Here is a 24,160-nt window from a genome sequence, read left to right on the forward strand (position 1 = left end):
ACGCTAGGTCGGCGGAGTTTGCTGGCTCCCCTGGTGCTCGGCGGGAACTTGGTCGTCTAGAACGCTGGATTTGAGATGCGTTTCATGAATCGTTTCGGTCCTGAAATGAAAAAAGCCCGCTATCGTTTCCGTAGCAGGCTTTATGGGCCCTGTGGCTTGTGGGTAGCGTGTCCTGAGTGACTCGAACAGCCGGCCTCTGGATAGATAAACCTCTGTTGTGGTCAAGCTTGCGCCTTTTGCGTCAACCAAAGCCCAAATTCCTTCATCACCTGTACCACCGGTTTCAAGCGCTGTCCGTCTGAGGTGAGTTCGTACTCAACGCGAACTGGCGCGCTGGGATGTACTGTGCGTTTGACCAGTCCTGCCTCTTCCAAAGCACGAAGGTCCAGTGTCATGGAGCGTTGAGAAATGCCCGGAATGTCCCGGCGCAGTTCATTGAATCGCTTCGGTCCGTCGACCAGATACGACACCAACAACAGTCGCCACCGGCCCCCAAGCAATCGCATGGCTTCTTCAACAGAGCACCCAGTGACATTGGCTTTCATAACACAGCTTTGGAAGAGAGGTCGTAGGTATACTTTTTTAACCTATGGGCAGTTTTTTTGCCTTCTTCCAATTCTAGCCTGGCTCCATACCATGGCCTGAGGTGCCGATTCCTGCGGCGCTTCAACCACCAACTTGGAGAACCAGTTTGAAGCTGTATTACATGCCCGGGGCCTGCTCGCTATCGCCCCATATCGTTATCAAAGAACTGGGTTTGGAGGCCACCCTCATCAAGGTCGACTACAAAACCCACAGGACTGAAGACGGCCGCGATTTCTACGACATCAGCCCTTTGGGCTACGTGCCTGCCTTAGAACTCGACGATGGCACAGTGCTGCTGGAAGGACCTGCCATCGTTCAATACTTGGCTGACCTGAAGCCTGCGTCAGGTTTGGCGCCCGCCAACGGCACGTTGGCTCGTTACCGTCTTCAGGAGTGGTTGAGCTTTTTGACCTCGGAAATCCACAAGGGCTTTATTCCCTTGCTCTACGCGGTGCAGGCCGGCAAGTACGTCGAGACCGCTAAGCCCAAACTGGAGACACGTTACGCTTGGATTGACGCACAACTGGCAAATCAAAAGTACCTCATGGGCGACACGTTTACCGTGGCCGACGCCTATTTGTATGCGCTAACAGGTTGGGCACAGGCACCGTGGCTGAAGTCCGTCTACAAAACCGACATCCATTTTGACGACCTCCACCATCTAAAGGCTTGGTACGTGTGCATGCGGGAGCGTCCTGCGGTACGCCAGGCACTAAATGCCGAAGGGCTTGTATAGCTAGTGCCTGAAAGAACTAGCCGTCAGTAACTCGAAGATGTTGCCATGTTGACCGTGGCGTCGTGCCTGGGCAAATAGGTTTGCTCTGTGGCAGGATTTGCGACCTCCAAGTGCACCACAAACCGGAAGGGTTGACAGATTGACGCGGGCGTGGAGGCTGTTTGAAAAAACAGCATGAGGAAGCACCATGGAGGCGCAGGCCCGTGCAAAGCCGATAAAAACACTTAGCCTTAGAAGGCTGTTGCTCTATCCAACTGAGCTACGGGCAGTCGCATGAATGCTGCGTTTCGCGCTATGTTTGTTGTAGCGCATTCCGACGCGTATCGGAAAGAGTTCCGACGCGCACCGAATTATGCCCTTGAAACTGGCACGATTTGCTACTTGGTCGGGCCCACGATCTTGCCTCGACGCAGATGGTGGCGCCTTGGCGTGAACACGCTGGCGTGCCCCAAGAGGTCGGCCGCACTCTGCCCCCCTGGCGCCTGCGTCTTGGCCTCGGCCCTCCCTTGGCGAGTGGAGAGGGTCGCCATCGGCGATGGGTTCGCTTTGCATGGAAATCAAGCTTCGCGACCAGAGAACAAGCACGGCAGGTGATTCTGGACTGAACAGGGCTCCAGAGCCCTTCCCGGCTCGATGCGACATTGGACGAGATGAGCCCCTGCGGTACGGGAATCGCCGGTGGGTGGCGCAGCACAAATGAAGATCGAGTTGTACGCTCCGGCCCCCAGGGGGGCAAGCTCATGCTGCATGCAAAACGACGCAGTTGCGTTGACGATGCTTCGCTTCGTAGCAGGCGAGGTCGGCTAGATTGAGCCAATGGCTCCAAGGCTGGCCGTGTGTGTCGACCCAGACCAACCCGATGCTGGCAGTCACCGTGCAATGGCCCGCCGTACCTGTCTCGATTGTTTGTGCCGCGACTGCGCGGCGAAGACGTTCGGCGACAGCGAGGGCGTTGTCCTTGCTGACTTCAGGCAGGACAACCGCGAATTCTTCACCACCAAGGCGAACCAGCGTGTCGCAGTCACGCAGCTCAGCTTTGAGCACGGCGGCCGAGGACGCCAGAACACGATCCCCGACGTCGTGACCATGAGCGTCATTGATCCGCTTGAAGTGGTCCAAATCAAGCACCGCGAGGGCCCATCCCACATGTGCCAATTCAGGCAGACGACTTGTCAGGAAACGCCGATTGCCTATACCAGTGAGTTCGTCGGTTTCTGTGGCGTGGCGGAGCTTGGACTCAGTGCGCTCGTTCACAAGGGACATGATCCACAAGACGATGCAAAAATTGAAAATGATCTGCAGAAAAAATGCCTCTGCGATCGGCAGCTCTTCGGCCCCGTGGCTAAGCATGGCCACGGCCATCACGCCATAGACAACGCCACTGCTCAGCATGGTCAAGCTCAGCAGCCATCTGGAACGCAGCGGATCGGTATGACGGTCTCGCCAGATGATGACGGCTGACCCGATCAGGAAGAAGCTGGCATTGAAATGAAATGCCGCCGCGCGAGGTGTGTTGGTCAGCGGAAACTGGGTGATCAGGCCGATAAGGATCCATCCCACCGGAGTCGACGCCACCAGCCGTTGATAACGACGCCAGGGGCCGCCGCTCAATTCAGATGCCCCCAGCCACATCAGTGCGTATCCCCCGCAACCGATTGCCAGGGAGAGGTGAGTCCATAGCGCGTGAGGCAAGACATTGAGTTCGCCCATGGCCGCGATAACACCGCCGGCGCCCAGCAACAGAAAGCAGGATGCAAGAAAACCGAGTCCAGGATGGCGTTGGCTGCGGCTGCGCAAATTGAATAGGCCCATGGCGCCTGCCAGTAACGACGACACCTGCAACAGCAGCACGGTTGGCAGGTCAACGGAGAGATGAAGCATTGGCAATTGGCCGGCAAAAGCTCAAGTAGTGGGCAGTTGGAGACGCGTGGCTGCGATGTCTGCACCATGTTATTGAACAGGTGTGACTTTGTGGCTGCAATAAAGGGGGGCCTTGGCCTGGTTGTCAACGCTTTGGGCCCAGGGTCCATCGTGCGTCGTCCAGTTCTACGTCGCTCTCGCCGAGGTTGGCAGCGTGATTGGAGAGCCGGGCGCCGGTCTCCATTTCCACCCGCACGTGTCCAACTCCTGAGGGGGGGTAACCCGGGCGCGATTCAGTGCCGAGTTCCGTGTCTTTGTTGCGGCAGCGGTTCGCTGGATGCTTCAGGCAGATCAACTTCTGGCAAATAATTCATCTTTCAGTGAATTTGAGTTGCCATGCTGGAGCGCCTGTCAAAGTTCTTGAAGCCCGATCATTCCGTTGCCCTGGGGGCTTGGGCCAAGCGTGAAGGCCTGGCTTTCGAGGCCATCCGCAGCGAGGACCGCCTGATCTGGACCGGGCGTCTCAGCGGAATGGCCTTGCGCATGGAGAGCATGCCGCCCAGGCGTGACTACCTGCGTGGCCATGAATTGCGTCTGCGCATGAATCTGGATCTGCCGGACAGCTTGTCTTTGATGGTGATGAGCCGATGGTTGAAAACCCGTCTTGAGCAGCAGGCTTACGAGGGTTACACCGACAAGGTGCGAACGACAGGAAAGCTGAAGTTGCACGAAGAAAGCCGATGGCTGGCACTGTTTGGCGAGCTCGGGTGGACCACGATGGCGCCAGAGCTTTGGGCACGCTACGCCGTGCTCGGCGATCGTCGGGAGGAGGCCCAGTGCTGGCTGGAGGGGCCCCTCACGGCGGACTTGCTGGCCTGGGAGGGGACGGATGAGCGCTCTGTCCCTTTGGTCATGATGCTGACGCGCGGTTGTCTGTACCTGCGCACCGAGCATGATCGCCCCCATGTGCAGCAGTTGTCACGCACATTGGAACTGGCCCGGTTGGCTGCCAACCGGGCGCAGGTCTTTGCCGGTTTCGGGCTCAGCAGCCTCGTGTGATCGGCATTTCAACTTCGACAGGGCGGGCGGCGTACTTGCCCAGTTCAAGCTTGGCGATGGCGTTGCGGTGCACCTCGTCCGGACCGTCTGCGAAGCGCAGGGTACGTGCCCCTGCGTAAGCGTAGGCGAGCGGGAAGTCGTCGCACATGCCGCCGCCGCCATGCACCTGCATGGCCCAGTCGATGACCTGGCAGGCCATGCTGGGGGCCACGACCTTGATCATGGCAATTTCGGTCTTGGCCACCTTGTTGCCGGCCACGTCCATCATCCAGGCTGCCTTCAGCGTGAGCAGGCGCGCCATGTCGATTTTGCAGCGGGCTTCGGCGATGCGCTCCTGGGTCACGGTCTGTTGCGCCACGGTCTTGCCGAAGGCGGTGCGGGCCGAGGCGCGACGGCACATCAGCTCAAGTGCGCGCTCGGCCAGGCCGATCAGGCGCATGCAGTGGTGGATGCGTCCGGGGCCAAGGCGGCCCTGGGCGATCTCGAAGCCGCGGCCTTCACCCAGCAGGATGTTGCCCACTGGTACATGCACGTTCTCAAACGTCATCTCGACGTGGCCGTGCGGGGCATCGTCGTAGCCGAACACATTGAGCGGACGCAGGATCTTGATGCCGGGCGCGTCGGCTGGCACGACCACCATGCTCTGCTGAGAGTGGCGGGGAGCTTCCGGATCGGTTTTGCCCATGGTGATGAAGACGGCGCAGCGCGGATCGGCAGCCCCTGAAATCCACCATTTGCGGCCATTGATGACGTACTCGTCGCCCTGGCGTTCAATGCGGGTTTCGATGTTGGTGGCGTCACTGGAGGCCACATCGGGTTCTGTCATGGCAAAGGCAGAGCGGATCTTGCCTTCGAGCAGCGGCTTGAGCCAGCGCTCGCGGATCTCTGACGAGCCGTAACGGGCAATGGTTTCCATGTTGCCTGTGTCGGGGGCAGAGCAGTTGAACACTTCGCTGGCCCAGGGCACCGCACCCATGATTTCGGCCAGCGGTGCGTATTCCTGGTTGGTGAGGCCGGCACCCTTGTAGCCCGAGGCGTCCGCCGTGTCGACGGGCAGGAACAGGTTCCACAGACCAGCCGCCTGGGCTTTGGGCTTGAGGTCTTCGATGGTCTTCAGCGCTGACCAGCGCTTGCCCGCGGCCGTGTTGGCTTCCAGTTCGGCGTGGTAAGCGCCCTCGGACGGGTAAATGTACTCGGCCATGAACTGCTTCAGCCGTGCCTGGAGTTCCTTGGTTTTCGGTGAATAGTCAAAGTCCATGTGCTTCTCCTGTTGGATTGATTGGCGCTGTGCCGGGGGCTTCTTGTGGAAAGAACGAAAAAATGGGGTGGCCGTGTCTGCGGGGGCGAGAGGCTTCAGCCGCCTGCACGTTGCGCAAATTGCCATGCCATCTGGGCCAGGGGGCGGGCCCCGGCTGCCGAACTGACGGCCTGGGCGCTGGAGGCGGTGCCGGTCTCCACGCGCTTGGCGATGCCCTGCAGGATGGCTGCGATGCGGAACAGGTTGTAGGCCAGGTAGAAGTTCCAGTCGGCCTTGAGTGCTTCGGGGGTGGTGATGCCGGTGCGCTCGCAGTAGAGGCGGATGTATTCGTCTTCGGTCGGAATACCCAGGCTTTGAACGTCCAGCCCTCCAATGCCGCGGAACGAGCCGGGCGGGATGTGCCAGGCCATGCAGTGGTAGCTGAAGTCGGCCAAGGGATGGCCCAGGGTGGAGAGCTCCCAGTCAAGCACGGCCAGAACGCGTGGCTCGGTGGGGTGGAACATCAAGTTGTCGAGCCGGTAGTCGCCATGCACGATGGACACCATGCGCTCATCCCGGGCCGCGGCCGGGATGTTGGCGGGCAGCCAGGCCATCAACTGGTCCATCTCGGGGATGGGTTGGGTGATGGAGGCGACGTATTGTTTGCTCCAGCGGCCGATCTGGCGCTCGAAATAGTTGCCTGGCTTGCCATAGCCGGCCAGGCCGCGGTCGGCAAACTTGACCGTGTGCAAGGCCGCGATCACGCGGTTCATTTCCAGGTAGATGTCGCGGCGCTGCGCGGGCGTCATGCCGGGCAGAGACTGGTCCCACATCACGCGGCCATCGACAAATTCCATGACGTAGAAGGCGCGGCCGATGATGGATTCGTCTTCGCAGAGGCAGTGCATCTGCGCCACCGGCACGTCGGTGCCGGCCAAGCCCGTCATCACGGCGAATTCGCGTTCGATGGCATGCGCCGAGGGCAGCAACTTGGCCACCGGGCCCGGCTTGGCGCGCATCACATAGGAGCGCTTGGGCGTGACCAGTTTGTAGGTGGGGTTGGACTGCCCGCCCTTGAACATCTCGACGCTCAGCGGGCCTTCAAAACCGGGCAGGTGCTGGCTCAACCATTGCGACAGGGCCGCAGTGTCGATGGCATGCTGTTCTGTCACGGGGCGCGTGCCGACAAAGTGTTCGTAGTTGCTCATGGGCTGGTGTTTGTCTCTTTGGGTTTCAGGGGCAGGGTGGCTGAATCAGAGGTCGCTGTCGGCGATGCGCATCAACGCATCGCGGTCACGCACGATCAAGCCTCCTGGTTCGATGCGGATCGCGTCTTCGCGCTCCATGGCTTTCAGTTCCTGGTTGACGCGCTGACGCGAGGCCCCCAGCAACTGGGCCAACTCTTCCTGGGCCAGATGCAGGCTGATGCGCATTTCGCGACCATCCGACAGGCTGGGCACACCGTAGCTGCGAACCAGGTGCACCAGTTGCTTGGCCAGACGCGCACGCAAGGGCAGGGTGTTGAGGTCTTCCACCAGGCCGAACAATTGCCGAATGCGCCGCGCATGCAGTCTCAGCATGGCTTCGTAGAGCTCGACGTGCATGGCCAGGATCTTCTTGAAGTCGGCCTTGGCCACACACAGGATGGTGGTGTCTCCATGCGCGTAGGCATCGTGGGTGCGCCGATCGCCGTCGAAGATGGCCACGTCGCCAAACCAGATCCCGGGCTCGACATAGGTCAGCGTGATCTGCTTGCCCGAGATCGAGGTGGAGCTCACTCGCACCGCGCCCTTGGCACAGGCAATCCACTCTTCCGGTGGGTCGCCCCGTGCTGCAATCAGCTCGCCGTCGCGGTATCGCTTCACGTATGCGCATCGGAGTATGTCGTGCCGGAGTGAGGGTGAAAGGGATGAGAACCAGCGACCTGAGTTGATCGCTTCACGTTCTTCGATATTAAGAATCGGGTCGTCCATGGCCTGTCTTTTGCGTGACTGAAAACAGGTTCATTGTCGCGTCTGGGACCGGCGTGATCCCACAGGGTTGTCACCTGCGTGTCTGAGCGGACGGGGCATTCAGGACGGCTTGCTTGCCTCATCCGATCCGGTTCGCGAATCCCGGCTTTCGTACGGGCGCGAACCACCGTCTGCCTGCGCCTGCGGGGCGGTCAGTGCGGACGGTGTGGGCGGTGGACTGCGTTGGCTCGCCAGGCCCAGGGGTGATCACGCGTGGCGAGTGCAGGCCCAGGCGCAGGCTCAGGCGCAAGGCCGTTGGCGGCGCCATCAGTCAAGGCTGATCAGTCACGTCGTGCCAGGCCGCGTGGCGATCAGTAATCTTGCGATCAGTAACCTTGCAATCAGTAACGCGGCGTGGTCTTGTTCAGAAAGGCCTCAATGCCAATGCCCGCATTGACGTGGTGCAGGTTGCGGACAAAGTGGTCGCGTTCGAGGTCGAGATGGTGGGTCAATGTGTCTTGACCGGCCTCGTTGATCAGGTCTTTGATGCTGGCCAGTGCATTGGGGGCACGTGCGTTGAGGCGCTCGGCCCATTGAAGCGCATCCTGCAGCGCCTGGCCTGGTTCGCTGACATGGTTCACCAGGCCATGTTGGTGAAGTGCGCTGGCTGAGATGCGGTTGCCGAACATCAGCAACTCCGTGACAAGTTGCCGCGGCAAGGCCCGGGCGAGGCTCCAGCTGCCGCCGCCGTCGGGCGAAAGGCCAATCGTGCTGTAGGCCATCACAAACTGGGCGTCGCGCGCCGCCAGCACGAAATCACAGGCCAGGGCCAATGAAAAACCGGCGCCTGCTGCGGCTCCTTCGACGGCCGCGAGGATCGGCTTTGGGAAGAGTCGGATGGCCTCTATCCAGGTGTGCAAGCCTTCGATGCTATCGGCCTGCACGGCCGGTGCCTGTAGGCGGTTGGCCTGCAGGCGCTGCAGATTGCCCCCGGCACAGAACCAGGGCCCAGACCCCGTGATGACCACTGAGCGCACATCCGCGCTGCGCTCGGCCACATTGAGGGCTTCGACACCGGCCGCATACATCTCTGGCCCCAGTGCGTTGCGGAACTCGGGATTGTGCAGGGTCAGGATCAGGGTCTGACCCTGGCTGGTGCTTTGCAGTTCGGCGGGCATGGTTCAGTGGTGTTGTGGCGTTCGAGGGCTCAGTGTTCGACGTGGCTCAAGCTCAGGCCGATGGCGCCGCGGCGTCGCAGCCAGGGGCTGGGCCGGTAGCGCTGATCGCCGTACACGGTCTGCATGTTGAAAAGCACCTCCAGCACATTGGTGGGGCCATAGCGGTCCCCCATGGCGAGCGGGCCCATGGGGTAACCCAGACCCAGTGTGACGGCCAGTTCCAGGTCGCGTGGGCTGCAGATGCCTTGCTGGCAGATGTCCGTGGCGATGTTGATGATGGTGGCGACCACCCGTTGGGTGACAAAACCGCCACTGTCGCGAATCACGCTCACCGCCTTGCCGTCACGAGCGAACAGCGCATGCGCTGCATCGCGCATATCGGCTCGAGTGGCCGGGTTGGTGGCCAATACCCGGCGCTTGGTGCTGGCATCGTCCACCAGCATGTCGATGCCCACGGTGCGGCTTGGGTCCAGGCGCTCCACCACGGCCACCGTGGTCACGTCGAAGCCCAGCGGGGCCACCAGGGTGAGTGCCTGGGGAGAGGGTGACGTGCCGGTTTCGATCGCAGCACCCAGGTCCTTGAGCAGTTGGTACAACTCGGCCCGGCGCGCGGCGCGGCTCGAAACCCACACGGGGGGCATCTCTGGAACCTGGGGCACGGGGGGCTCTGGCGGCCACTGCGCCTGTTGGCCTTCGTAGCGGTAAAACCCCTGGCCAGTCTTGCGACCCAGCATGCCGCCCGCGAGCCGCTGTGCGGTGATGACGCTGGGGCGGTAGCGTGCCTCTTCGTAATATTGGCGGTAGATCGACTCCATCACCGGATGCGAGACGTCGAGGGCTGTGAGGTCCAGCAATTCAAATGGGCCCAACTTGAACCCGACCTGGTCTTTCAGAATGCGGTCAATGGTGGCGAAATCAGCCACACCTTCCGACACGATGCGCAGGGCCTCGGTACCGTAGCCGCGGCCGGCATGGTTGACGATGAAGCCAGGGGTGTCTTGAGCGGTCACTGGGGTGTGCCCCATCTGGCGCGCGTAGTCGCTGAGTGCCGTGCAGGTGGGCTGCGCCGTGGCCAGCCCTGCAATCACTTCAACCACTTTCATCAGCGGAACAGGGTTGAAGAAGTGGTAGCCAGCCACCCGCTCAGGCCGGGCGCAGGCGGCTGCAATTGCCGTGATCGAGAGAGAGGATGTGTTGCTGGCGAGCACGCACTCGGCGCTCACCACGGATTCCAGGTCTCGAAACAGGGCACGTTTGGCTTCGAGGTTTTCGACGATGGCTTCGACGACCAACTGACAGCCAGCCAATGCCGACAGGCTTTCAGCCACGTGCAACTGGCTCTGATATTGCTGCAGTTGGTCCGGGCTGATACGGCCCTTGGCCGACAGCTTTTCCCATTGGCTGTTGATTTCTTGACGGGCAGAACTGGCCGCACCTTGTTTGGCATCGAACAAATACACTTGACTGCCAGCCTGGGCTGCAATCTGTGCAATGCCTCGTCCCATGGCGCCACTGCCCACGATTGCAACGCTTTGGTAAATTATTTTCATGAATGAATTATCCCTTGCTTGGGGACTAGAAGCCTTGTGCCAGAATCTGCGATAAAGCAAACACGAAATTGTGAAAATACGTAATATTTTCGTCGGGGTGCCTTTGTTGGCGCTGGCTGGTAGCAGTTTTGCTCTCAGTCTGGGGGGCGTGCGCGGCAACGCTGTGCTGGGGCAGGCGCTTTCGCTGGCCTTTGAATTGAAACTCGAATCCGGCGAGGATGTCGATGCTGGTTGCCTGCGTGCCCAACTGGCCCAAGGTGATACCCGCATTGATGGCTCCCGTGTGACGCTGGCGATTTCTGGTAGCGCCGGCGAGCGTGTGGTGCGCCTTCGATCCAATGTCCCTGTTGACGAGCCCGTGGTCACTGTGACTTTGACGGCGAACTGTGATCAACAGGTCACCCGCCGCTATGTGTTGTTGACCGAGCTGCCGCAGGATCCTCGTGCGGCGGCTTCGGTGGGTGCGTCCCCAGCCACGGCTTCGCCCGTGCCGCTGCCCAAAGCCTCCGACGCTATCGCGATACCCGCCCAATTGGTGCCAAGCGAGGCCCGTGGCGTCCGCGATACAGCAGCGGGCAAGACCGGGGAGCGTGTCGTGCGGGCAGCGCGTCACGAGCCTGCCAAGCCGTCTGCTGGGAAGGTGGCCTCGGCGCCTCCGGTGGCCAAGGCTCGCCTCAAATTGGATTCCCCTGCGGATTCGGTCGAGCGCGTCGTCGGCTTGAAGCCTTCGCCCATGCTCAGCATGGTGCCGCAAGAGGGGGCTTCGCCGCAGCGTGCGCAGGCCCTGGCTGCATGGGCCTCGCTGAATCGATCGCTGGAGCAGATTCTTTCAGACACGGATGATCGCGTGCGATTGGAGGCCGAGAACAAGCGTCTCAAGTCGGTGGACAGGCAGGCTCAGGCCCAACTGAACGAGTTGAAGAGTCGTCTGGCAGAGGCGGAAGATGAGCGCTACGCCAATCCCGTGGTGTACGGGCTGGGTGGGTTGGTGCTTTTGCTGATCGGCGCTGGGGCTTATGCCGGCCTGCGTCTGAAGCGAGGCGGTGGCGTGCCGCGAGCGAGTGGGGGGGTTGCCAAGGCCTCTCGAAAGGGTAAGGCGCCCTGGTGGCAGACGGGGCTCAAGTCGAATCAAGGGGCAGAGGCGGGTGCGTCGGTGCTGCCGGAGCCGGTGCCTGCCATGGCGTCTCCAGCCCCGGTGACTGGGGCTGCCAGACCGGTCATGGCAGATGTGGCCAAGCCGCCATTCCTGCCATCGATGTCCGGCGTTCATGTCGACCTGGACTTGAGTGAGTCGGCCTTCCAACGGTTGGAGAGCATGGGCAAGGCGACGGCGGCGTCACCCACAGATTTCTTGAAATCGGAGTTGCGTCCCGCTGGCTCCACAGATTTGGTGGGTGTGCCAGTGCCCGGTGGGGGCTCCAAGCTGCCGTTGGATCTGTTTGATGTGCAACAGCACGCTGAATTTTTCGTTTCGCTCGGCCAATACGACGAAGCCATCGGCGTTCTGCAAACCTATATTGATCAGTATCCAGAAAGCACCCCTCTGGCTTACCTCGATCTGCTCAAGATTCACCACACACTCAGTCACACCGGGGAGTACGCCCGGTTGCGTGAGCGTTTCAATCAGATCTTCAGTGCCGAAGTGCCGCCCTTCAGTGCTTTCTCCAAGGCGGGCAAGGGCCTGGAGGCCTACCCTCGCACCCTTTCCTATCTGGAAAAGGTGTGGGGCAGCCCCGGGGCTTTGGTGGCGGTGGAGGACGCCGTCTTTCATGCGCACGCCGTCTCGATCGGCGAGTTCTTTGACCTGGATGCTTTCAAAGACCTGCTCGTGCTGCAGTCCGTGGCTCGTCAACTGGATCAGGAAGCGCGAAGTGATGGGGCCTCGGGTGTCAGCAGTCCGCGCCTGCAGTCTGGCGACTTGTCGACAGCGTTCCAGACCGTGCGCGACTCTCAATTCGGTGCGGCGCCTGGGCAGATTCCGGCGGAATTCATGCCTGTAGATCCCATCTCGGGTTTTGGCCCTTCCACCCAGTCTTCAGGCCCTGACAGCTTGATGAACCTCGACCTGGACCTCAGCGACATGGAGGCGGCTCTGGCGCCGCCCAGGGCGCCGACTGAGGTGCGCGTCGAAGAGCTTGGCAAAGCGGACAGCGCGGTCGCTCGAACGGCAGAGTTGAGCTCGCCGCTGGATTCTCCTTTTGATTCGCCGCTTGACTCGCCGTTGGACTCTCCCTTGGACTTCACGCTTGACGGGACTGCGCTTGCCGAACTGGATCGCCTGCCCGCGTCCATGCCAGTGGAATCAACAGTCATCGAAGATAGCAATCTGATCGATTTCGACTTGTTCGAGGCCGATCTTGCCAAGTCGATTTCGAAATCCAACAAACTTTGAAGCGGCGCAGTGGCCGCTCCAGGCAAGACTCTGTGGCCCAGCCGGGGTGCATTCAAGAGCCCCCGTCGAGTCGCTGGCTGTCCGATCAGCGCCGCACCTGCAGCGCCCCAGGATTGACGATGTTGGTGGGCGTACCGCGGATGTAGTTGACCAGATTGTCGAATGCCGCACCAAAGTACAGCTCATAACTGTCGAGTTCCACATAACCGATGTGGGGCGTACAAACGCAGTTTTCCAAGCGAAGCAGGGCATGTCCCTGCAAAATGGGCTCGCTTTCAAACACATCCACCGCAGCCATGCCGGGACGGCCCCGGTTCAGCGCGGCGATCAGGGCGTCGGGCTCCAGCAACTCGGCTCGTGATGTATTGACGATCAGCGAACTGGATTTCATGCGTGACAAGTCTTCGAGGGTCACAATGCCACGGGTGTCATCGTTCAGGCGCAGGTGCAGGCTCAACACATCGCACTGCTCGAAAAACTCCTCGCGGCTGTTGGCCGCCTGGTAGCCATCGGACAAAGCCTGGGCCCGCGATGCCTCGCGCCCCCAGACGCGCACATTCATGCCGAATGCAGCGCCATAGCTGGCGACCAGCTGACCCACTTTGCCGTACCCCCAGATGCCCAGGGTCTTGCCCCGCAGCACGTTGCCCAACCCGAAGTTGGGCGGCATGGAGGCAGATTTCAGACCCGATTGTTGCCATGCGCCATGCTTGAGGTTGGCGATGTATTGAGGCAGCCGCCTCATGCTGGTCATGATCAGGGCCCAGGTCAATTCAGCAGGGGCAACAGGCGAGCCAACGCCTTCGGCCACCGCAATGCCTTTTTCGGTGCAGGCGCCAACATCGATGTGACTGCCCACCCGTCCCGTCTGTGAAATCAGCCTGAGTTTGGGGAGTTTTTCGATCAGTTGGCGGGTGATGTGGGTCCGCTCCCGAATCAGCACAATGACTTCCGCATCCTTGAGCCGCACGGACAGCTGCCCAAGGCCTTTCACCGTGTTGGTGTAAACCTTGGCGGAAAAGGGGTCCAGGCGTGCTGCGCAATTGAGTTTGCGCACTGCGTCTTGGTAGTCGTCCAGAATCACAATGTTCATGGGATCTTTTTGTCTTGTAAACCGTTGATCTAAAAGGGAATTCACTTGTAAGTCTATGAAGGCAAAAGAATTTTCCCAAATTGATCAGTTTCGAAGTTTGTCAGGAGAATCTATAAATCGCCGCTCCACTAGCTTACTTGGCGTAGGTTTGGCGTAGGTTTGTAGAATCACGCCAAACCGCACTTGGGGGAGTCCTTGAAATTCGATGCTCGTACAGCGAAAGCTATGAATCCAGGTGAGTCTATCGCCTTCGAGGAGGTCAAGGGATTGCGCCTTGAGGCTACTGCGACAAAGCGCACATGGATCTATCGCTTCAAGAGCCCGGTGGATGGGCGCATGCGCCAGGTCAAGATCGGTGAGTGGCCAGCGATGGGTTGGATCAACGCAGTCACCAGGTGGCAGGAGCTCAAAGAACTTCGGGCGTCAGGCGTAGATCCCGCGTTGGATAAGAAAAAGCTACGCCGGCAGGCTGAGGAAGAGGCCGCCATCAAGGTCACCACGGTGTCTGATGTCGTCGAAGCCTACGCTGAAGGCCATCTTAAGAATAACCGAGAGCCCAAAGGGGCTATTGCTGTTGCTCAGCGGCTCAGGCGCGCAACAGAACCTTTTTCCTTAATGCCGGCTTCCGAGGTGAGTCGGAAGATGGTCTTTGAGCTGATGGCAAGCATGTCCAGCACGGCCATCCTTGCCAAATCGGTCAAGGCCGAGTTAGGGGCGGCTTGGAACTTGGCGATGGATGCGGGGCTTCTTCCGGATGAGACTCCAAACTGGTGGCGTCAGGTGGCTGGCCCCAAAATGAAGTCAAAGGGAGCAATGCGAGATGGAGTGAGAAAGGGGACTTCGAAGCGGGTTCTTTCGGTCCCAGAGATGGGGACGCTGCTTCGCGAAGACATTGGCCTGATGAGCGAGGCGGTGCGGGACGTCGTGACGCTCTACCTGTGGACATGTAGCCGAGGTGTAGAGCTGGTCCAAATGCATGCCAGCCAGGTGACCAAAGAAGATGATGGGGTGTGGTGGACCCTGCCAAAGAGCCTCACCAAGAATCGACATATTGAATCAGCAACTGACCATCGCGTGCCATTGATCGGCAGAGCGCTGGAGGTGGTCAGCCGCAGGATGGAGAGATTCCAGGGCGGATATCTGTTCCCGAGAACGACAAAGCAGGGGGTGAAAACGCACCTGCTGCAGGTCAACGTAGGATCTCCGATCCATTTTCGGATGCCTTACAGCAAGTCGCGGCCGGACATCACTCGCGAGCGCTTTCAAGTTACTCATTGGTCTCCCCATGATTTGAGGCGAACCGGGAGAACGTTGCTTGCATCCCTGGGCTGCCCCAATGAGATTGCCGAAGCGATCATTGGGCACGTTCAGCCCGGCATCGTGGGCACATACAACCTATACCACTACGACAAGGAAAAGAGGCATTGGCTGAGCCTCCTATCTGCCAGGCTTGAAGAGATCGCATCAGCGGTTTGAGTGACCGGTGTTTTCAGGCGGCAGGATTTCCGACACAGGACGGCCCTCAGCCCATTCCCTGACCTCCCTCACCAGCCACCCGACTCGACGATTCGACAGGCGGCGCGGCCGTGGGAATTCACCTTGGTTTGCCATTCGATAAATCACCTCTTCTGACAGGCTGACGAATTTGGCCACCTCTTCACGGGAGAGGTACATGGGTTCAATGGATACGGTAGGCATGGTGCTGAATAGAGAAGGCCCGCACTTGGCGGGCCGTGGGGTTGATTGGAGTTCGCTGGTTACCGCGGAAACTGGGTCCAGGTGTCGCCATCCAGCAGCCGGCCGGCAGCTTTCTTTCCGATGCGGATCATCATGTTTGGATTGATCTCTCGGTCGCTCAGGCCCATGTGATTGCTCTTTGGCATGTGTTCACCCCACTGCTTGAATAAATACGGCACTCTGGCCGCCTGGCACTGGTCGCGCAGACTGCGGGCCCAGTCGGGGTGCATGGGGCGGGCGCCGGGGCCGCTCTCGCCGCCGACGATCACCCAGTCCAGCGCAGGAACGTCTTCTGCTGGTTCACCTTCGTCATTCACGCAATTGGTCGTGCCCTTGAGCGGGTAGATTTCGGCGTCACCGTCGAACATTTCAATGCTCGTGAGGTCCACCGGCCCAAGCAGTGGTTCCATGCTCAGGAAGCGCACACGGGCGGGCACCTGCAGCAGCTTGGGGATGTCGCGGTCTGCTTCGGACTGGCTGGTGATCGTGGCACCGATCCAGACATGTGGCCAGGGCCATGCCAATGGGTGATCTTTGTCCAGGCCCTTCATGTTTTCTGGCAGCGTCTCGCTGATCATGGCGGCCACATTTCCAATGCGCTTGGTGAGCAGCAGCCAATCGAGATTTGGTGTCGACAAGATCAGATTGAAAAGGTCACGGCGCCACTGCGGGTCAACCGCGTTGTCAAACACATCGGCCAGCGAGGCGCAAAACACGCGCTGGCGGCGGCCATGCTCGGCAAAGAACGCCTCATGGTTGGCATCCCATGCCAGCGGCTTGCGCCAGTTTGCAGCCTTGGTGCGGACGCGCTGATTGCCTGGTCCCCACACGGCCACGCCCATGCGCTTGTCCATCAGGTTCTCGGCATAGCAGTGGTCGCATCCTGGGCCAACCTTGGTGCAGCCAATCCAGGGGTTAAAAGTGTGGTCGGTCCATTCGATTTTGCTGTTCTCGCTCATGGCGTTCTCCAAAAAGAAAAGGCCCCTGGGTAGGGGCCTTGGTAGGGGTGGGGTAGGTCAGGGGTAGGCGCTTCCAGGCTGGCCCGGTTCGTTGCTTCCTGTGCAGGCCTGCCGGTGATCATTGGCCTTTGGGCAGCGCTTATTGCCGCAGGTCGGGCACAGCGCCATGCGAACGCTTCCGTGATCTTCGACGGGCCTCATCGGCCTGCAGGTCAGGCACCAGCACCCCGGCACTTCGGGCGCACGCCCCCTTTCCTCAACCAGCTCCACACAGACCAGCGCGCCGATGGCGGCCCCCTGGTGGTGCTGCCATCGGCCTGGGCGCTTCTGCCACTCGTCGGCCCTGGCCCGGCAAGCAGCAATGATGGCCTCGCGCTCAGCCGCCACGGCCTCAGCAATGGCTGCCTCACGGGTCACGTCGTTGGTCAGGTACTGGCCCGACCGGCTCAGGAAGTCCTCGATCACCAGGTGGGCGAAGCGCTCCAGGCTCTCAAGGTTGGTGCCCCACCATGTGCCAGGCAGGCCTCCCTCGGCGGGCAGGTACTGGCCCAATCCCGCTGAGGCGGCCATGCGCACGAGTTCAGCGCGGGCGATGGGGGGCGTGCTCATGCTGCTCCGCCTTTCCGGACCAGCCGCCAGGCTGCCCGCAGCAGCAGTCCTATCAGCAGGACCAGGACGATGCCGACAACTACCCAGGTGACTGGGGATGTAATCACAATGAACAGCGCATCGAACCATGCGGGGGTCCACATCACGCACCGCCTTTCTTTGCAGGCACCAGGCAGGCACCACGCTTTGCTTCTCGGAAGGCCTCATTGACGGTCTTGCTGGCCGAATCGCGCCACCAGCCGTCATAGCTGTAGCCCCCGCTTGGCGAGAACACTTGGATGTACCAGTTCTCAGCCTTCGATCCACGTTCGACGGTGATCTCGTGGCCGCGAAATCGGCGGTAGTGCTGCATGCCCATCACGCACCGCCTTTCTGTGCTTCTTCCTTCACCCCATACAGCCGATTGAAGGTATCCAAATCGCATCGAGACACGCTCGCCTCGGTCTCGCCTGGCACCCATCCCACGTGGTACTCAAGCCCTGGCAGGCGCACGTCTACGAAACGCACAAGCTCACGCGATGGCCCATAGTTCTCATAGGTAAAGGCAGAAAGCGCATCTGGCCATTTGGTCGTGGCCGCCTCGATGGCAGCATGCTCGCGGGCCTGACGACCTCGGCGCTCAGCCCAGTCCACCATCATGCAGGTAGGGCTGCAGAAGGGAGAGCTGCCAACATCGACGGGCTCAAAGGCGTCTTCGCGATCGAATTCCCCATCGCGGCGGCCTTCAGCGTCGAATGTGCACTGGCAGCCGCTGCAGGTGTGCCACCAGCCAGCCGCCAGGGTTGCACGCACTGGCACAGGGCCGGGGGCATATTCGTCGGCCCATGGTGCGCGGCAGCAGGACTCAATGTCCTCAAAATCCACGCACAGCTCGCCTGCTCCATTGCGGCGGGCCGCCACTCCACTGGTGGCAAATTCGATGGTGCAGCAGCCCTCACCACTTTCGCGAACCTCGTAGGCCTTCAGAGGCTTCTCTTGGGTTTTGTACTCCATCACGCACCTCCTTTTTTTGCAGTGGCATAGATCTCAGCGACTGTCCGCTGCGGCCCTGTAAGCTGGCTGGCCCCGTCGATGGTGAAGTCAGTCACGGCCTTGCTGTTGAGGTGGATTGAGGCTGCCACCTCCTTCACTCGTGCCTGCATTTCAGGAGATGCGCTGTCATCGGTGAGCCATCGATACCGGCGCGCATCATCGGTAAGGGCTTTTATCGCCATCGTCATCAGCCCGGTTGGTGGGGTGGAAATACTGGTGTGAATCTCAACCCTGACTGGCTGCTCTGCCTCTGGCGATGTGGCGGGATCCACGGGGCGCTTTCCTTCGTGGCGAAGCTGCTCATAGGTGGCAATGACCTCCCCCAGTGCAGTCAGGTGGGCATCTGACCAGGGGGCGCCGGATTGCATGCAGGTCAGGTCGCGCACCTCGTCAGGTGTGAGTGGGGCGTAGGCCTCAGTCTGCGGGCCGGCGCCTTTTTCGAGCTTGTCGCGAATGACCCGTGCAAAGTGCTTGCTCAACCACTTCTGCAAGCGGTCCATCATCACCTTGGGGCCGTAGGCCACTTCTTCGGGGGCGCCACCGTCAAAAGACACGCAACATGGCACCCACCCCTCCGGCACGGCTGGCCTTTCCGCCTGCTCTGGCCGCGGGGCGGCGAGAAGTCCCTGAGCTACAAAAGCTCCGTCAAGGAATGCGTTGGCAAACTTCCTCGCCATGATTTCGCACTCAACCTCGCGTCCCAAATAGAGTTGCTGCTTACCATCTCCTGCAACAACTGCATGCCTGTGAAACATGCTTTGGTCTGATGCGGCGACCTTGTAACGGGCAACCGCGATGGCCTCAACCTGTTCCCACCCCTCCGGCACGGATGGCCGTGTCAGCGAGGGATGGGGTGCCGGATGGGCATAGAGCGGCTCCAGCGTGTATCGCCAACCCTGGAAGTCCAACTGCTCAGCAACAAATTGATCGGCCGAGCCTTTGTTGCGGAATCCAACGATGTGCATTGACGTCTTGAGCTGATGTGGCACTTGGTCGGCTGCGAGAATAGCCCTCCAATGCACCGGCTCCTGCGACTTGCTCAGCGCCTCCACCTGGGCGCGCAGCTCATCCCGCTCCCGTTCCACAGCCTGGGCCGCATCAATCGCAGCCTCAGCCTGCTCGCACCGCACCCGCAGCGCTTCCATGGCCACATGGGCACGCTCCAGCGCCTGCATGCCTGGCGTCCACCAGCCCACCAGGCCGCCCACGGTGATGAAGCCGCGCACGGGTTCGACGCCCTCAGCATGGCGCTCGATGGCAAAGCCGGTGACACGAAAGCCCTCAGCCAGCAGCTGGTCGAGCTTGCGCTTTGGCGTGCCCATGAAGTCCGGCTGCAGGTCGTTCTTCTGGTACCCGGTCCCATGGCAGGCCGGGCAGCATTCCTTGATCAGGCCGGATGCCGGATCCATGCTGGCACAGACCTCGATCACCTTGGTGCCGTCGCAATTTGGGCAGGGGTTAAGTTCTTCTTCAGGCGTGGACATAGGGGGTTCCTTTTGCTTCCAGCTGGGTTCGCATGCGCACGATGACCTGCTGCTGTGATTGGATGGTTTCGAATTGACGTTCGACCTTCTTTTCAAGGTCTTTCTTCTGGTCGACCACGGTTCCAAAGACCTCTTCTGAGGCCTCCTTGTAGCTTTCGAATTCGGCCCGCAGCTTTGCCATTCCGTTGAGCCCATCCTCAATGGCCTGGGCATCTGAGGCAGGGATGTTGGTGAGGCTCATCACCAGGCCACTCGGCAGGGTGAACTCGTAGTGGGTGGATGTGGTTTCCTTCATGGCGAAACCTCTTCTCTGGTGTTGGAGTCAAGCTGGATGCCGGCAACAGAGCCCAGCTTTCCCTCAGCGCGCAGGCGCCGGGCCGCCTCATCACCAGAGGTCAAGATGTCATGCATCGTGGATTTCTCCAGCAGATCGGAAACCAGATCCATGCCGGCCTGCAGGTCTTGCATAGCCTGGGCATCAAGGCCAATGGTCCGCGTGCGCTGAGCCCGCGCTTGAATGCGATCCAGCGATTCCAGGGCTCGTACGAACACCTCAACGCAAATGGCGTCGATGGACTCGCTCCGGACCTCTCCGAACTTCATGGAGCGCTGCAAGGCCTCGATGTCGGCCTGGTCGGCCGAGCCAGTCCGCATCCGCTCATAGGCCATGCGGATCGGGTTCATCATGGTTGCGTGCTCCTCTTTGACGAGGGGCTGCACTCGTGTCATGAGTCCGTAGATGGCCGCTTGGTGGCGGATCTGGTGCTTTGCTAGGGATGCATTTCGGTGTGCTGTTTTCATGCTGTTTTCTCCTTGGTCTTTCATTCAGGCAAATCCGGCTCGCCAAAGAAGCTGCACAAGTGCTGCTGCAGCCTGCAGCGGTACAACGCCATTTCCGACCTGACGGAGCTGGTGAGTGCGGGATTCGTCCACCAGATAGGCCATCCCATCAGCCAGCATGCGAACGCCGGGTTCAACCGCCGGGGCAAGGTCCGGCCTGTTGGCGACAATGGACGGCCATCGAGGGTCGATAGGACCGGGTGCGAAAAGTGGTGCTCCACGAAGTTCGGAAGCTGCTCGCCGCCGGAGTGCTGGCGGCGCGCCTGGCTTTCCTGACTGTTTGGTGTCCGAAAGTCCCTGCTGGCCGGGGTCGGCCATTCGGCGGTCGCGGCGTGCCACAGCGACTGCCCCCGTCTCCCGGTTGCCGTGCACTTCGCCCCGCCGGATTGCTCGCAGTCCTGCGCCGTTGGCGTGGGCCATGACCCCACCTGCTGGGTCAGCGAGCTGCCCGTCATGGCCGGCGTCATCCGGCCGCCTCGATCGCCGTCCGACGCTGAAGGCGTGGTCCAGTTCATGGCCTGGCCTGTCAGCGTCAGCCGCTCGGCACCTGCAGTCCCCTGGTCTCGCGTGTACTGGTTGCCCTGAGCGTTGGAGACACTTGGCGTCATCCAGGTCGACGCCTCCCGGTTCAGATTGGCACCCTGGGTAGACCTCAGATCCGGCCCGGGTCTGCGCCCATCGTGCGCACAAGGGGTGCTCCATGCGCCAGGCAAAGCAGAACCACCTGGCCCGCCCATGGCTGGCACCCACGTCGGCTGCTGACAAAGTGATCCATTCCGCATGCCACCCGCGGTCGGCCAGTTCTCCCAGGACGCGGGCGGCGGCGCGCTCTTCGAGCGCCCCTTCGGCTTCGTCCACAACGGAGGTGGTGGCAGTAGCGATGCCTGCGACGTTCTCCAGAACGAGGCCCCACGCACCGCAAGCGTCGGCAATGTCGAGAACCCGAAAGAAGAGCCCGGAGCGCTTCCCATCCAGGCCGGCCCGCCGGCCTGCAATGGAGAGGTCCTGGCACGGGAAGCCCGCAATGACGAGATCCACACAGTCGCGCCAAGCTGCGCCGTCGAAGGTGAGCATGTCAGACCAGACAGGCGCCGGATCAAGGGCTCCCGCTTCCATAAGCGTGACAAGCTGGCTGGCGGCAGGGGCTTCCCGCTCCACGTAGCAAACGGTTCGGTGCTCGATCCCAAGATGAGCGAATGCGGCGCGGACGCCTTCTCCGAGCATGCCGACACCTGCGCAGAGTTCAATGGAATTAAGAGCCACATTGAATTCCCTCCACAGGTCGGGTCGGGTTGAATCCACGGGAACTGCCGCCCAGGCCGCAGAACATGTGGACGTGATTGATGGTCTTGGTGTGCATGGTTCAGGCGAAAAAAAGCCCTCACTAGGAGGGCTGGTTGAGGTGGTGGGGCGGATCAGGCGGCAGGGATTCCCATTTCCGACAAGTGCCGGGCCGCTGCGCGTTCAATGGTCTCGGCCACTGCGGCACGCGCTTGGCGCTCCAGGCTAGGCAGGAAGTCGGCTCGCTTGGCCTTCAGCAGCTCCAGGCCTTCCAGCAGATCTGGATGCAGCTCCAGGTAGTCGGGCGCAGGGTCGAGAATCGCATTCCGGTCCCAGCAGATGACGGCGCACATTCCGCCCAGCACGCGGCCGGGATAGCCTGGCGCACTGCGCAGCGTTTTGACCAAGTGGTTGTAGAGAGCCTTCAGGTGCTCAGGATCGTCGGCGTCGAATTCCTCATCGCCCAATGCAGTGAGGTCTTTGGGCCCATGAACAGGCCAGGGGCCGCCAAATCGACCATCGATATCCCGCAGGATGCCGAGCAGTTCAAATCCCGCATCGATGTCGCGGGCAGAGGGTTTTGCCATCTTCACAGCTATCCCCCCTGCATCATCTTGGTTATGAACATACGGGCCACCTGGCGCGACACTTCGCGCTCGATCAGGTTGTTCGCAAAGTCGCTTTTCTTGAGCCTGAAGACATCCAGGTCGATGTAGTAGGCGGCCACCGGGTCACCTTTGAACTGGGCTTCAAAGTGCGCACGGCGCGCCCAGTGGTCTCTGCCTACGTTGACCTCCAGCAGGCCGGCCAGGCGGTAGGTCAAGGTCTCGCACGGCGACGAGTCGGAAAGGTCAAATTCGTCAAATCCGCCGGGGTCGCTGACGTACTGCATCAAATGCAGCTTCGTGTCGCCGACCATCTTGAGGGACGCCGGCAGTGCCACCGACTCATCGCCAAGCACGGCGCGTAGGGCATCCATGACTGCATCTGCTACGCGGGCCCGCACCCGCTGCTCACCCAGCTCATGATTGGTGGCTTTGAGCTGGTAACCCAGGGTCGTCAATTCCTGGGCTTTGGTGGCCAAGGCCTCGCGGGCCCGGCGGCGCTGGTTTCGTCCGAATCGGCGGCTCATTGGGAACCGCCTTCCTGCCATGGCACCAGCGGTGTGCTGTAGCCAAGCATCAGTGGATGCATTGGATCGCCAGCCTTTGTCAGGCCAAAGCACTTCACAGGCTTTTCAGAGCTGACCAGCGCATCTATCAGTACATCGAAGAACTCTTGCAGCTTCGGCGGAACCTTCGTGGTGTTGCCCCAGCAGGGCACCAGGATGTCTGCCTCTTCGATGATTGCTGTGATGTGGTCACCGATGTCGGGGCCATGTGGATCTTCAATGCTGGCCAGTTCACGAACGTCGGTAGCTCGGAAGGCGAAGACATTGCCCACAATGAAGCGCGAGGCCCCCCAGCGTTTGCAGAAGCCAATCCACTTGCGCACAGTGGCATCGTCAATGTTGGCATCTGCCGTGCTTGGGTTGATGCCGAAAAAGGCATAGACCGGGCCGGCTGGAGCAATCGTCCGCTCCAGGCGATAGCGGTACAGGCCGCATGGTGAAATGATGGCACTCATTGGGGGCTTCCTTCCACGGTTGGGCGCTGAGCTTCACCGCCCAGCGCCGCAATCAGGTCGGGCAGCATCTGAACCAGTTCGCCGGTTGCAATCGCCACATCGGCATCAAACCCGCCATCGTCGGCCAACTTGCCTTCAAAGACAACGTCTTGAAAATTCAGCTTCTTGAGCTGCATGCCTTCGGTCAGCACAAACGAAACACGGTCGTCCCAGCTCAGGGCCAGCTTTGTGGGCAGCTTGCCCTGGGCGATGTGCTGTTTGACCTCTTCGGTGTCCAGCGGGTGGCGGCCGTAGCGCACCACTGACTTGGATTCGTCGCCGGCCTTCAGCTCGCATTCCTGCTCAATGGCGAAGCCGGCCGGTGGCTCCTGCGTGGTCAGCCATTCGGCCATTGCGCTCACGGGGCTCTGCTGCGTGTCCAGCAGTGCCACCGAAAAGCCATCAATCGACTTGACCAGGCCTGTCACCACTTCATCGGCACGCGACTGGCTGCCGGCATCGATCATCAGCAGGCCTGCGGCCCTGTCGATCCAGACCAGCGAAGCGCCCACCTTGCTGAAGGCATTGGGCAGAAGGGTCAGCTTCAGTTCTTCCTTGATCTCCTTCGTTTCCTTGCGGCCTGGCTTTCGGCCGGTGGTCTGCTCGATGTGCAGAGCCACTTCCTTGGCCTTGCGCGCCAGTACAGCGGCAGGCACAGCCTTTGTCTCGGTTTGGAATTTGATGATCCACTGGCCGCCGATAGATTCGACCAGGGGGCCATGGGCTTCGCCTCGGGGCTCGACCCATCCGGATGCGCGCTCTTGGGTGGGGCCGCACTCCACAAAGCGAGCCTTGGACATGGACTGCTCAACGGTATCGAGATCCAGATTCGGGCCCAGGCCAGGAGCCAAGCGGTAGATGATGAGGTTTTTGAACATGCTTGATCCAGAAGAAGAAAGGCCTGTTGTCAC

General features: G+C 60.8%; 25 protein-coding genes and 1 pseudogene. 4 read left to right on the top strand and 22 right to left on the bottom strand.

Going from position 1 to position 24,160, the window contains the following annotated elements; translation table 11 throughout:
* Positions 1-221: 221 nt before the first annotated feature.
* On the bottom strand, positions 222-545 hold the full coding sequence (locus AC07PT_RS15915) for a winged helix-turn-helix transcriptional regulator (protein WP_494657277.1): 324 nt from the start codon (positions 543-545) through the stop codon (positions 222-224).
* Between the two features lie 146 nt (positions 546-691).
* Here AC07PT_RS15915 and gstA point away from each other — a divergent pair, with 146 nt between their 5' ends.
* Entirely contained in the window at positions 692-1,321 is a 630-nt protein-coding gene (gene gstA, locus AC07PT_RS15920) for a glutathione transferase GstA (protein WP_494657278.1), read from the top strand.
* Between the two features lie 738 nt (positions 1,322-2,059).
* Here gstA and AC07PT_RS15925 read toward each other — a convergent pair.
* Positions 2,060-3,202 carry a GGDEF domain-containing protein gene (locus AC07PT_RS15925; protein ID WP_494657279.1) on the bottom strand — a complete coding sequence of 381 codons (1,143 nt, stop codon included), beginning with the start codon at positions 3,200-3,202 and terminating at the stop codon, positions 2,060-2,062.
* A 375-nt stretch (positions 3,203-3,577) separates the two neighbouring features.
* Here AC07PT_RS15925 and AC07PT_RS15930 point away from each other — a divergent pair, with 375 nt between their 5' ends.
* Positions 3,578-4,240 carry a hypothetical protein gene (locus AC07PT_RS15930; protein ID WP_492346389.1) on the top strand — a complete coding sequence of 221 codons (663 nt, stop codon included), beginning with the start codon at positions 3,578-3,580 and terminating at the stop codon, positions 4,238-4,240.
* Here the strand turns inward: AC07PT_RS15930 and AC07PT_RS15935 are convergent.
* The 5 genes from AC07PT_RS15935 to AC07PT_RS15955 form a co-directional block, all read right to left on the bottom strand.
* Positions 4,224-5,498: an acyl-CoA dehydrogenase family protein gene (locus AC07PT_RS15935; protein WP_494657280.1), complete on the bottom strand. Its 1,275-nt coding sequence runs from the start codon at positions 5,496-5,498 to the stop codon at positions 4,224-4,226. The two genes, AC07PT_RS15930 and AC07PT_RS15935, sit on opposite strands and share 17 nt — an antisense overlap.
* Positions 5,499-5,593: 95 nt before the next feature.
* Positions 5,594-6,685 carry a phosphotransferase family protein gene (locus AC07PT_RS15940; RefSeq protein WP_494657281.1) on the bottom strand — a complete coding sequence of 364 codons (1,092 nt, stop codon included), beginning with the start codon at positions 6,683-6,685 and terminating at the stop codon, positions 5,594-5,596.
* 45 nt (positions 6,686-6,730) lie between these two features.
* Positions 6,731-7,450 (bottom strand): Crp/Fnr family transcriptional regulator, encoded by a 720-nt coding sequence (locus AC07PT_RS15945; protein ID WP_027478639.1) that lies wholly within the window; start codon positions 7,448-7,450, stop codon positions 6,731-6,733.
* A gap of 380 nt (positions 7,451-7,830) precedes the next feature.
* Positions 7,831-8,607 (bottom strand): oxepin-CoA hydrolase, alternative type, encoded by a 777-nt coding sequence (locus AC07PT_RS15950; protein ID WP_494657282.1) that lies wholly within the window; start codon positions 8,605-8,607, stop codon positions 7,831-7,833.
* Between the two features lie 29 nt (positions 8,608-8,636).
* Positions 8,637-10,157 (bottom strand): 3-hydroxyacyl-CoA dehydrogenase, encoded by a 1,521-nt coding sequence (locus tag AC07PT_RS15955; protein ID WP_492346393.1) that lies wholly within the window; start codon positions 10,155-10,157, stop codon positions 8,637-8,639.
* 70 nt (positions 10,158-10,227) lie between these two features.
* Between AC07PT_RS15955 and AC07PT_RS15960 the strand changes: the two genes are divergently transcribed.
* The gene (locus AC07PT_RS15960; protein ID WP_492346394.1) at positions 10,228-12,549 is read left to right on the top strand and encodes a type IV pilus assembly protein FimV; all 2,322 of its coding nucleotides are present in this window, start codon (positions 10,228-10,230) and stop codon (positions 12,547-12,549) included.
* Positions 12,550-12,634: 85 nt separating this feature from the next.
* Here the strand turns inward: AC07PT_RS15960 and AC07PT_RS15965 are convergent, their stop codons facing one another.
* Positions 12,635-13,642, bottom strand: coding sequence for a D-2-hydroxyacid dehydrogenase family protein (locus AC07PT_RS15965; protein WP_492346395.1), 1,008 nt, complete (start codon positions 13,640-13,642; stop codon positions 12,635-12,637).
* A 195-nt stretch (positions 13,643-13,837) separates the two neighbouring features.
* On the opposite strand from AC07PT_RS15965, the gene AC07PT_RS15970 reads away from it, so the two are divergent.
* The gene (locus AC07PT_RS15970) at positions 13,838-15,118 is read left to right on the top strand and encodes a tyrosine-type recombinase/integrase (RefSeq protein ID WP_494657283.1); all 1,281 of its coding nucleotides are present in this window, start codon (positions 13,838-13,840) and stop codon (positions 15,116-15,118) included.
* On the opposite strand, the gene AC07PT_RS15975 is transcribed toward AC07PT_RS15970, so the two are convergent.
* The 14 genes and pseudogenes from AC07PT_RS15975 to AC07PT_RS16040 all read right to left on the bottom strand — a co-directional run bounded on the left by AC07PT_RS15975 (position 15,107) and on the right by AC07PT_RS16040 (position 24,127).
* Positions 15,107-15,316: a helix-turn-helix transcriptional regulator gene (locus tag AC07PT_RS15975; RefSeq protein WP_494657284.1), complete on the bottom strand. Its 210-nt coding sequence runs from the start codon at positions 15,314-15,316 to the stop codon at positions 15,107-15,109. The genes AC07PT_RS15970 and AC07PT_RS15975 overlap by 12 nt on opposite strands.
* 83 nt (positions 15,317-15,399) lie before the next feature.
* Positions 15,400-16,338, bottom strand: a complete 939-nt coding sequence (locus AC07PT_RS15980; protein WP_494657285.1) for a phage Gp37/Gp68 family protein — start codon at positions 16,336-16,338, stop codon at positions 15,400-15,402.
* A gap of 57 nt (positions 16,339-16,395) precedes the next feature.
* The gene (locus AC07PT_RS15985) at positions 16,396-16,947 is read right to left on the bottom strand and encodes a hypothetical protein (RefSeq protein ID WP_494657286.1); all 552 of its coding nucleotides are present in this window, start codon (positions 16,945-16,947) and stop codon (positions 16,396-16,398) included.
* A gap of 142 nt (positions 16,948-17,089) precedes the next feature.
* Positions 17,090-17,299 (bottom strand): hypothetical protein, encoded by a 210-nt coding sequence (locus AC07PT_RS15990; protein ID WP_494657287.1) that lies wholly within the window; start codon positions 17,297-17,299, stop codon positions 17,090-17,092.
* Positions 17,300-17,304: 5 nt separating this feature from the next.
* Positions 17,305-17,940 carry a hypothetical protein gene (locus AC07PT_RS15995; protein ID WP_494657288.1) on the bottom strand — a complete coding sequence of 212 codons (636 nt, stop codon included), beginning with the start codon at positions 17,938-17,940 and terminating at the stop codon, positions 17,305-17,307.
* Positions 17,940-19,463, bottom strand: a complete 1,524-nt coding sequence (locus tag AC07PT_RS16000) for a hypothetical protein (RefSeq protein WP_494657289.1) — start codon at positions 19,461-19,463, stop codon at positions 17,940-17,942. The genes AC07PT_RS15995 and AC07PT_RS16000 overlap by 1 nt, the downstream gene beginning before the upstream one ends.
* Positions 19,450-19,758, bottom strand: coding sequence for a hypothetical protein (locus tag AC07PT_RS16005; RefSeq protein ID WP_494657290.1), 309 nt, complete (start codon positions 19,756-19,758; stop codon positions 19,450-19,452). The genes AC07PT_RS16000 and AC07PT_RS16005 overlap by 14 nt, the downstream gene beginning before the upstream one ends.
* Positions 19,755-20,288 carry a hypothetical protein gene (locus AC07PT_RS16010; protein ID WP_494657291.1) on the bottom strand — a complete coding sequence of 178 codons (534 nt, stop codon included), beginning with the start codon at positions 20,286-20,288 and terminating at the stop codon, positions 19,755-19,757. The genes AC07PT_RS16005 and AC07PT_RS16010 overlap by 4 nt, the downstream gene beginning before the upstream one ends.
* The gene (locus AC07PT_RS16015; RefSeq protein WP_494657437.1) at positions 20,285-20,818 is read right to left on the bottom strand and encodes a hypothetical protein; all 534 of its coding nucleotides are present in this window, start codon (positions 20,816-20,818) and stop codon (positions 20,285-20,287) included. Before AC07PT_RS16015 ends, AC07PT_RS16010 begins: the two co-directional genes overlap by 4 nt.
* A 235-nt stretch (positions 20,819-21,053) precedes the next feature.
* Positions 21,054-21,527: pseudogene (locus AC07PT_RS16020) on the bottom strand (DNA cytosine methyltransferase); the annotation flags it as partial.
* Between the two features lie 191 nt (positions 21,528-21,718).
* Positions 21,719-22,171, bottom strand: coding sequence for a hypothetical protein (locus AC07PT_RS16025; protein WP_494657292.1), 453 nt, complete (start codon positions 22,169-22,171; stop codon positions 21,719-21,721).
* An 8-nt stretch (positions 22,172-22,179) separates the two neighbouring features.
* On the bottom strand, positions 22,180-22,668 hold the full coding sequence (locus AC07PT_RS16030; protein ID WP_494657293.1) for a hypothetical protein: 489 nt from the start codon (positions 22,666-22,668) through the stop codon (positions 22,180-22,182).
* Between the two features lie 44 nt (positions 22,669-22,712).
* On the bottom strand, positions 22,713-23,210 hold the full coding sequence (locus AC07PT_RS16035) for a DUF1643 domain-containing protein (protein ID WP_494657294.1): 498 nt from the start codon (positions 23,208-23,210) through the stop codon (positions 22,713-22,715).
* Complete coding sequence (locus tag AC07PT_RS16040) at positions 23,207-24,127, bottom strand: recombination-associated protein RdgC (protein ID WP_494657295.1); 921 nt, start codon at positions 24,125-24,127, stop codon at positions 23,207-23,209. The genes AC07PT_RS16035 and AC07PT_RS16040 overlap by 4 nt, the downstream gene beginning before the upstream one ends.
* Between the last annotated feature and the right edge of the window lie 33 nt (positions 24,128-24,160).

This window comes from Curvibacter sp. GW821-FHT09D12 (assembly GCF_059416245.1).

What these genes read in the sequence shown, in the direction of transcription:
- AC07PT_RS15980 (WP_494657285.1), bottom strand. Translation starts at nt 16,338, where the DNA reads ATGAGCGAGAACAGCAAAATCGAATGGACCGACCACACTTTTAACCCC.
- AC07PT_RS15950 (WP_494657282.1), bottom strand. Translation starts at nt 8,607, where the DNA reads ATGCCCGCCGAACTGCAAAGCACCAGCCAGGGTCAGACCCTGATCCTG.
- AC07PT_RS15930 (WP_492346389.1), top strand. Translation starts at nt 3,578, where the DNA reads ATGCTGGAGCGCCTGTCAAAGTTCTTGAAGCCCGATCATTCCGTTGCC.
- AC07PT_RS16005 (WP_494657290.1), bottom strand. Translation starts at nt 19,758, where the DNA reads ATGAAGGAAACCACATCCACCCACTACGAGTTCACCCTGCCGAGTGGC.
- AC07PT_RS16025 (WP_494657292.1), bottom strand. Translation starts at nt 22,171, where the DNA reads ATGGCAAAACCCTCTGCCCGCGACATCGATGCGGGATTTGAACTGCTC.
- AC07PT_RS15965 (WP_492346395.1), bottom strand. Translation starts at nt 13,642, where the DNA reads ATGAACATTGTGATTCTGGACGACTACCAAGACGCAGTGCGCAAACTC.
- AC07PT_RS16035 (WP_494657294.1), bottom strand. Translation starts at nt 23,210, where the DNA reads ATGAGTGCCATCATTTCACCATGCGGCCTGTACCGCTATCGCCTGGAG.
- AC07PT_RS15915 (WP_494657277.1), bottom strand. Translation starts at nt 545, where the DNA reads ATGAAAGCCAATGTCACTGGGTGCTCTGTTGAAGAAGCCATGCGATTG.
- AC07PT_RS15995 (WP_494657288.1), bottom strand. Translation starts at nt 17,940, where the DNA reads ATGGAGTACAAAACCCAAGAGAAGCCTCTGAAGGCCTACGAGGTTCGC.
- AC07PT_RS16015 (WP_494657437.1), bottom strand. Translation starts at nt 20,818, where the DNA reads ATGAACTGGACCACGCCTTCAGCGTCGGACGGCGATCGAGGCGGCCGG.
- AC07PT_RS15955 (WP_492346393.1), bottom strand. Translation starts at nt 10,157, where the DNA reads ATGAAAATAATTTACCAAAGCGTTGCAATCGTGGGCAGTGGCGCCATG.
- AC07PT_RS15985 (WP_494657286.1), bottom strand. Translation starts at nt 16,947, where the DNA reads ATGAGCACGCCCCCCATCGCCCGCGCTGAACTCGTGCGCATGGCCGCC.
- AC07PT_RS16010 (WP_494657291.1), bottom strand. Translation starts at nt 20,288, where the DNA reads ATGAAAGACCAAGGAGAAAACAGCATGAAAACAGCACACCGAAATGCA.
- AC07PT_RS15975 (WP_494657284.1), bottom strand. Translation starts at nt 15,316, where the DNA reads ATGTACCTCTCCCGTGAAGAGGTGGCCAAATTCGTCAGCCTGTCAGAA.
- AC07PT_RS16000 (WP_494657289.1), bottom strand. Translation starts at nt 19,463, where the DNA reads ATGTCCACGCCTGAAGAAGAACTTAACCCCTGCCCAAATTGCGACGGC.
- AC07PT_RS15940 (WP_494657281.1), bottom strand. Translation starts at nt 6,685, where the DNA reads ATGAGCAACTACGAACACTTTGTCGGCACGCGCCCCGTGACAGAACAG.
- AC07PT_RS15935 (WP_494657280.1), bottom strand. Translation starts at nt 5,498, where the DNA reads ATGGACTTTGACTATTCACCGAAAACCAAGGAACTCCAGGCACGGCTG.
- AC07PT_RS15945 (WP_027478639.1), bottom strand. Translation starts at nt 7,450, where the DNA reads ATGGACGACCCGATTCTTAATATCGAAGAACGTGAAGCGATCAACTCA.
- AC07PT_RS15990 (WP_494657287.1), bottom strand. Translation starts at nt 17,299, where the DNA reads ATGCAGCACTACCGCCGATTTCGCGGCCACGAGATCACCGTCGAACGT.
- AC07PT_RS16040 (WP_494657295.1), bottom strand. Translation starts at nt 24,127, where the DNA reads ATGTTCAAAAACCTCATCATCTACCGCTTGGCTCCTGGCCTGGGCCCG.
- AC07PT_RS15925 (WP_494657279.1), bottom strand. Translation starts at nt 3,202, where the DNA reads ATGCTTCATCTCTCCGTTGACCTGCCAACCGTGCTGCTGTTGCAGGTG.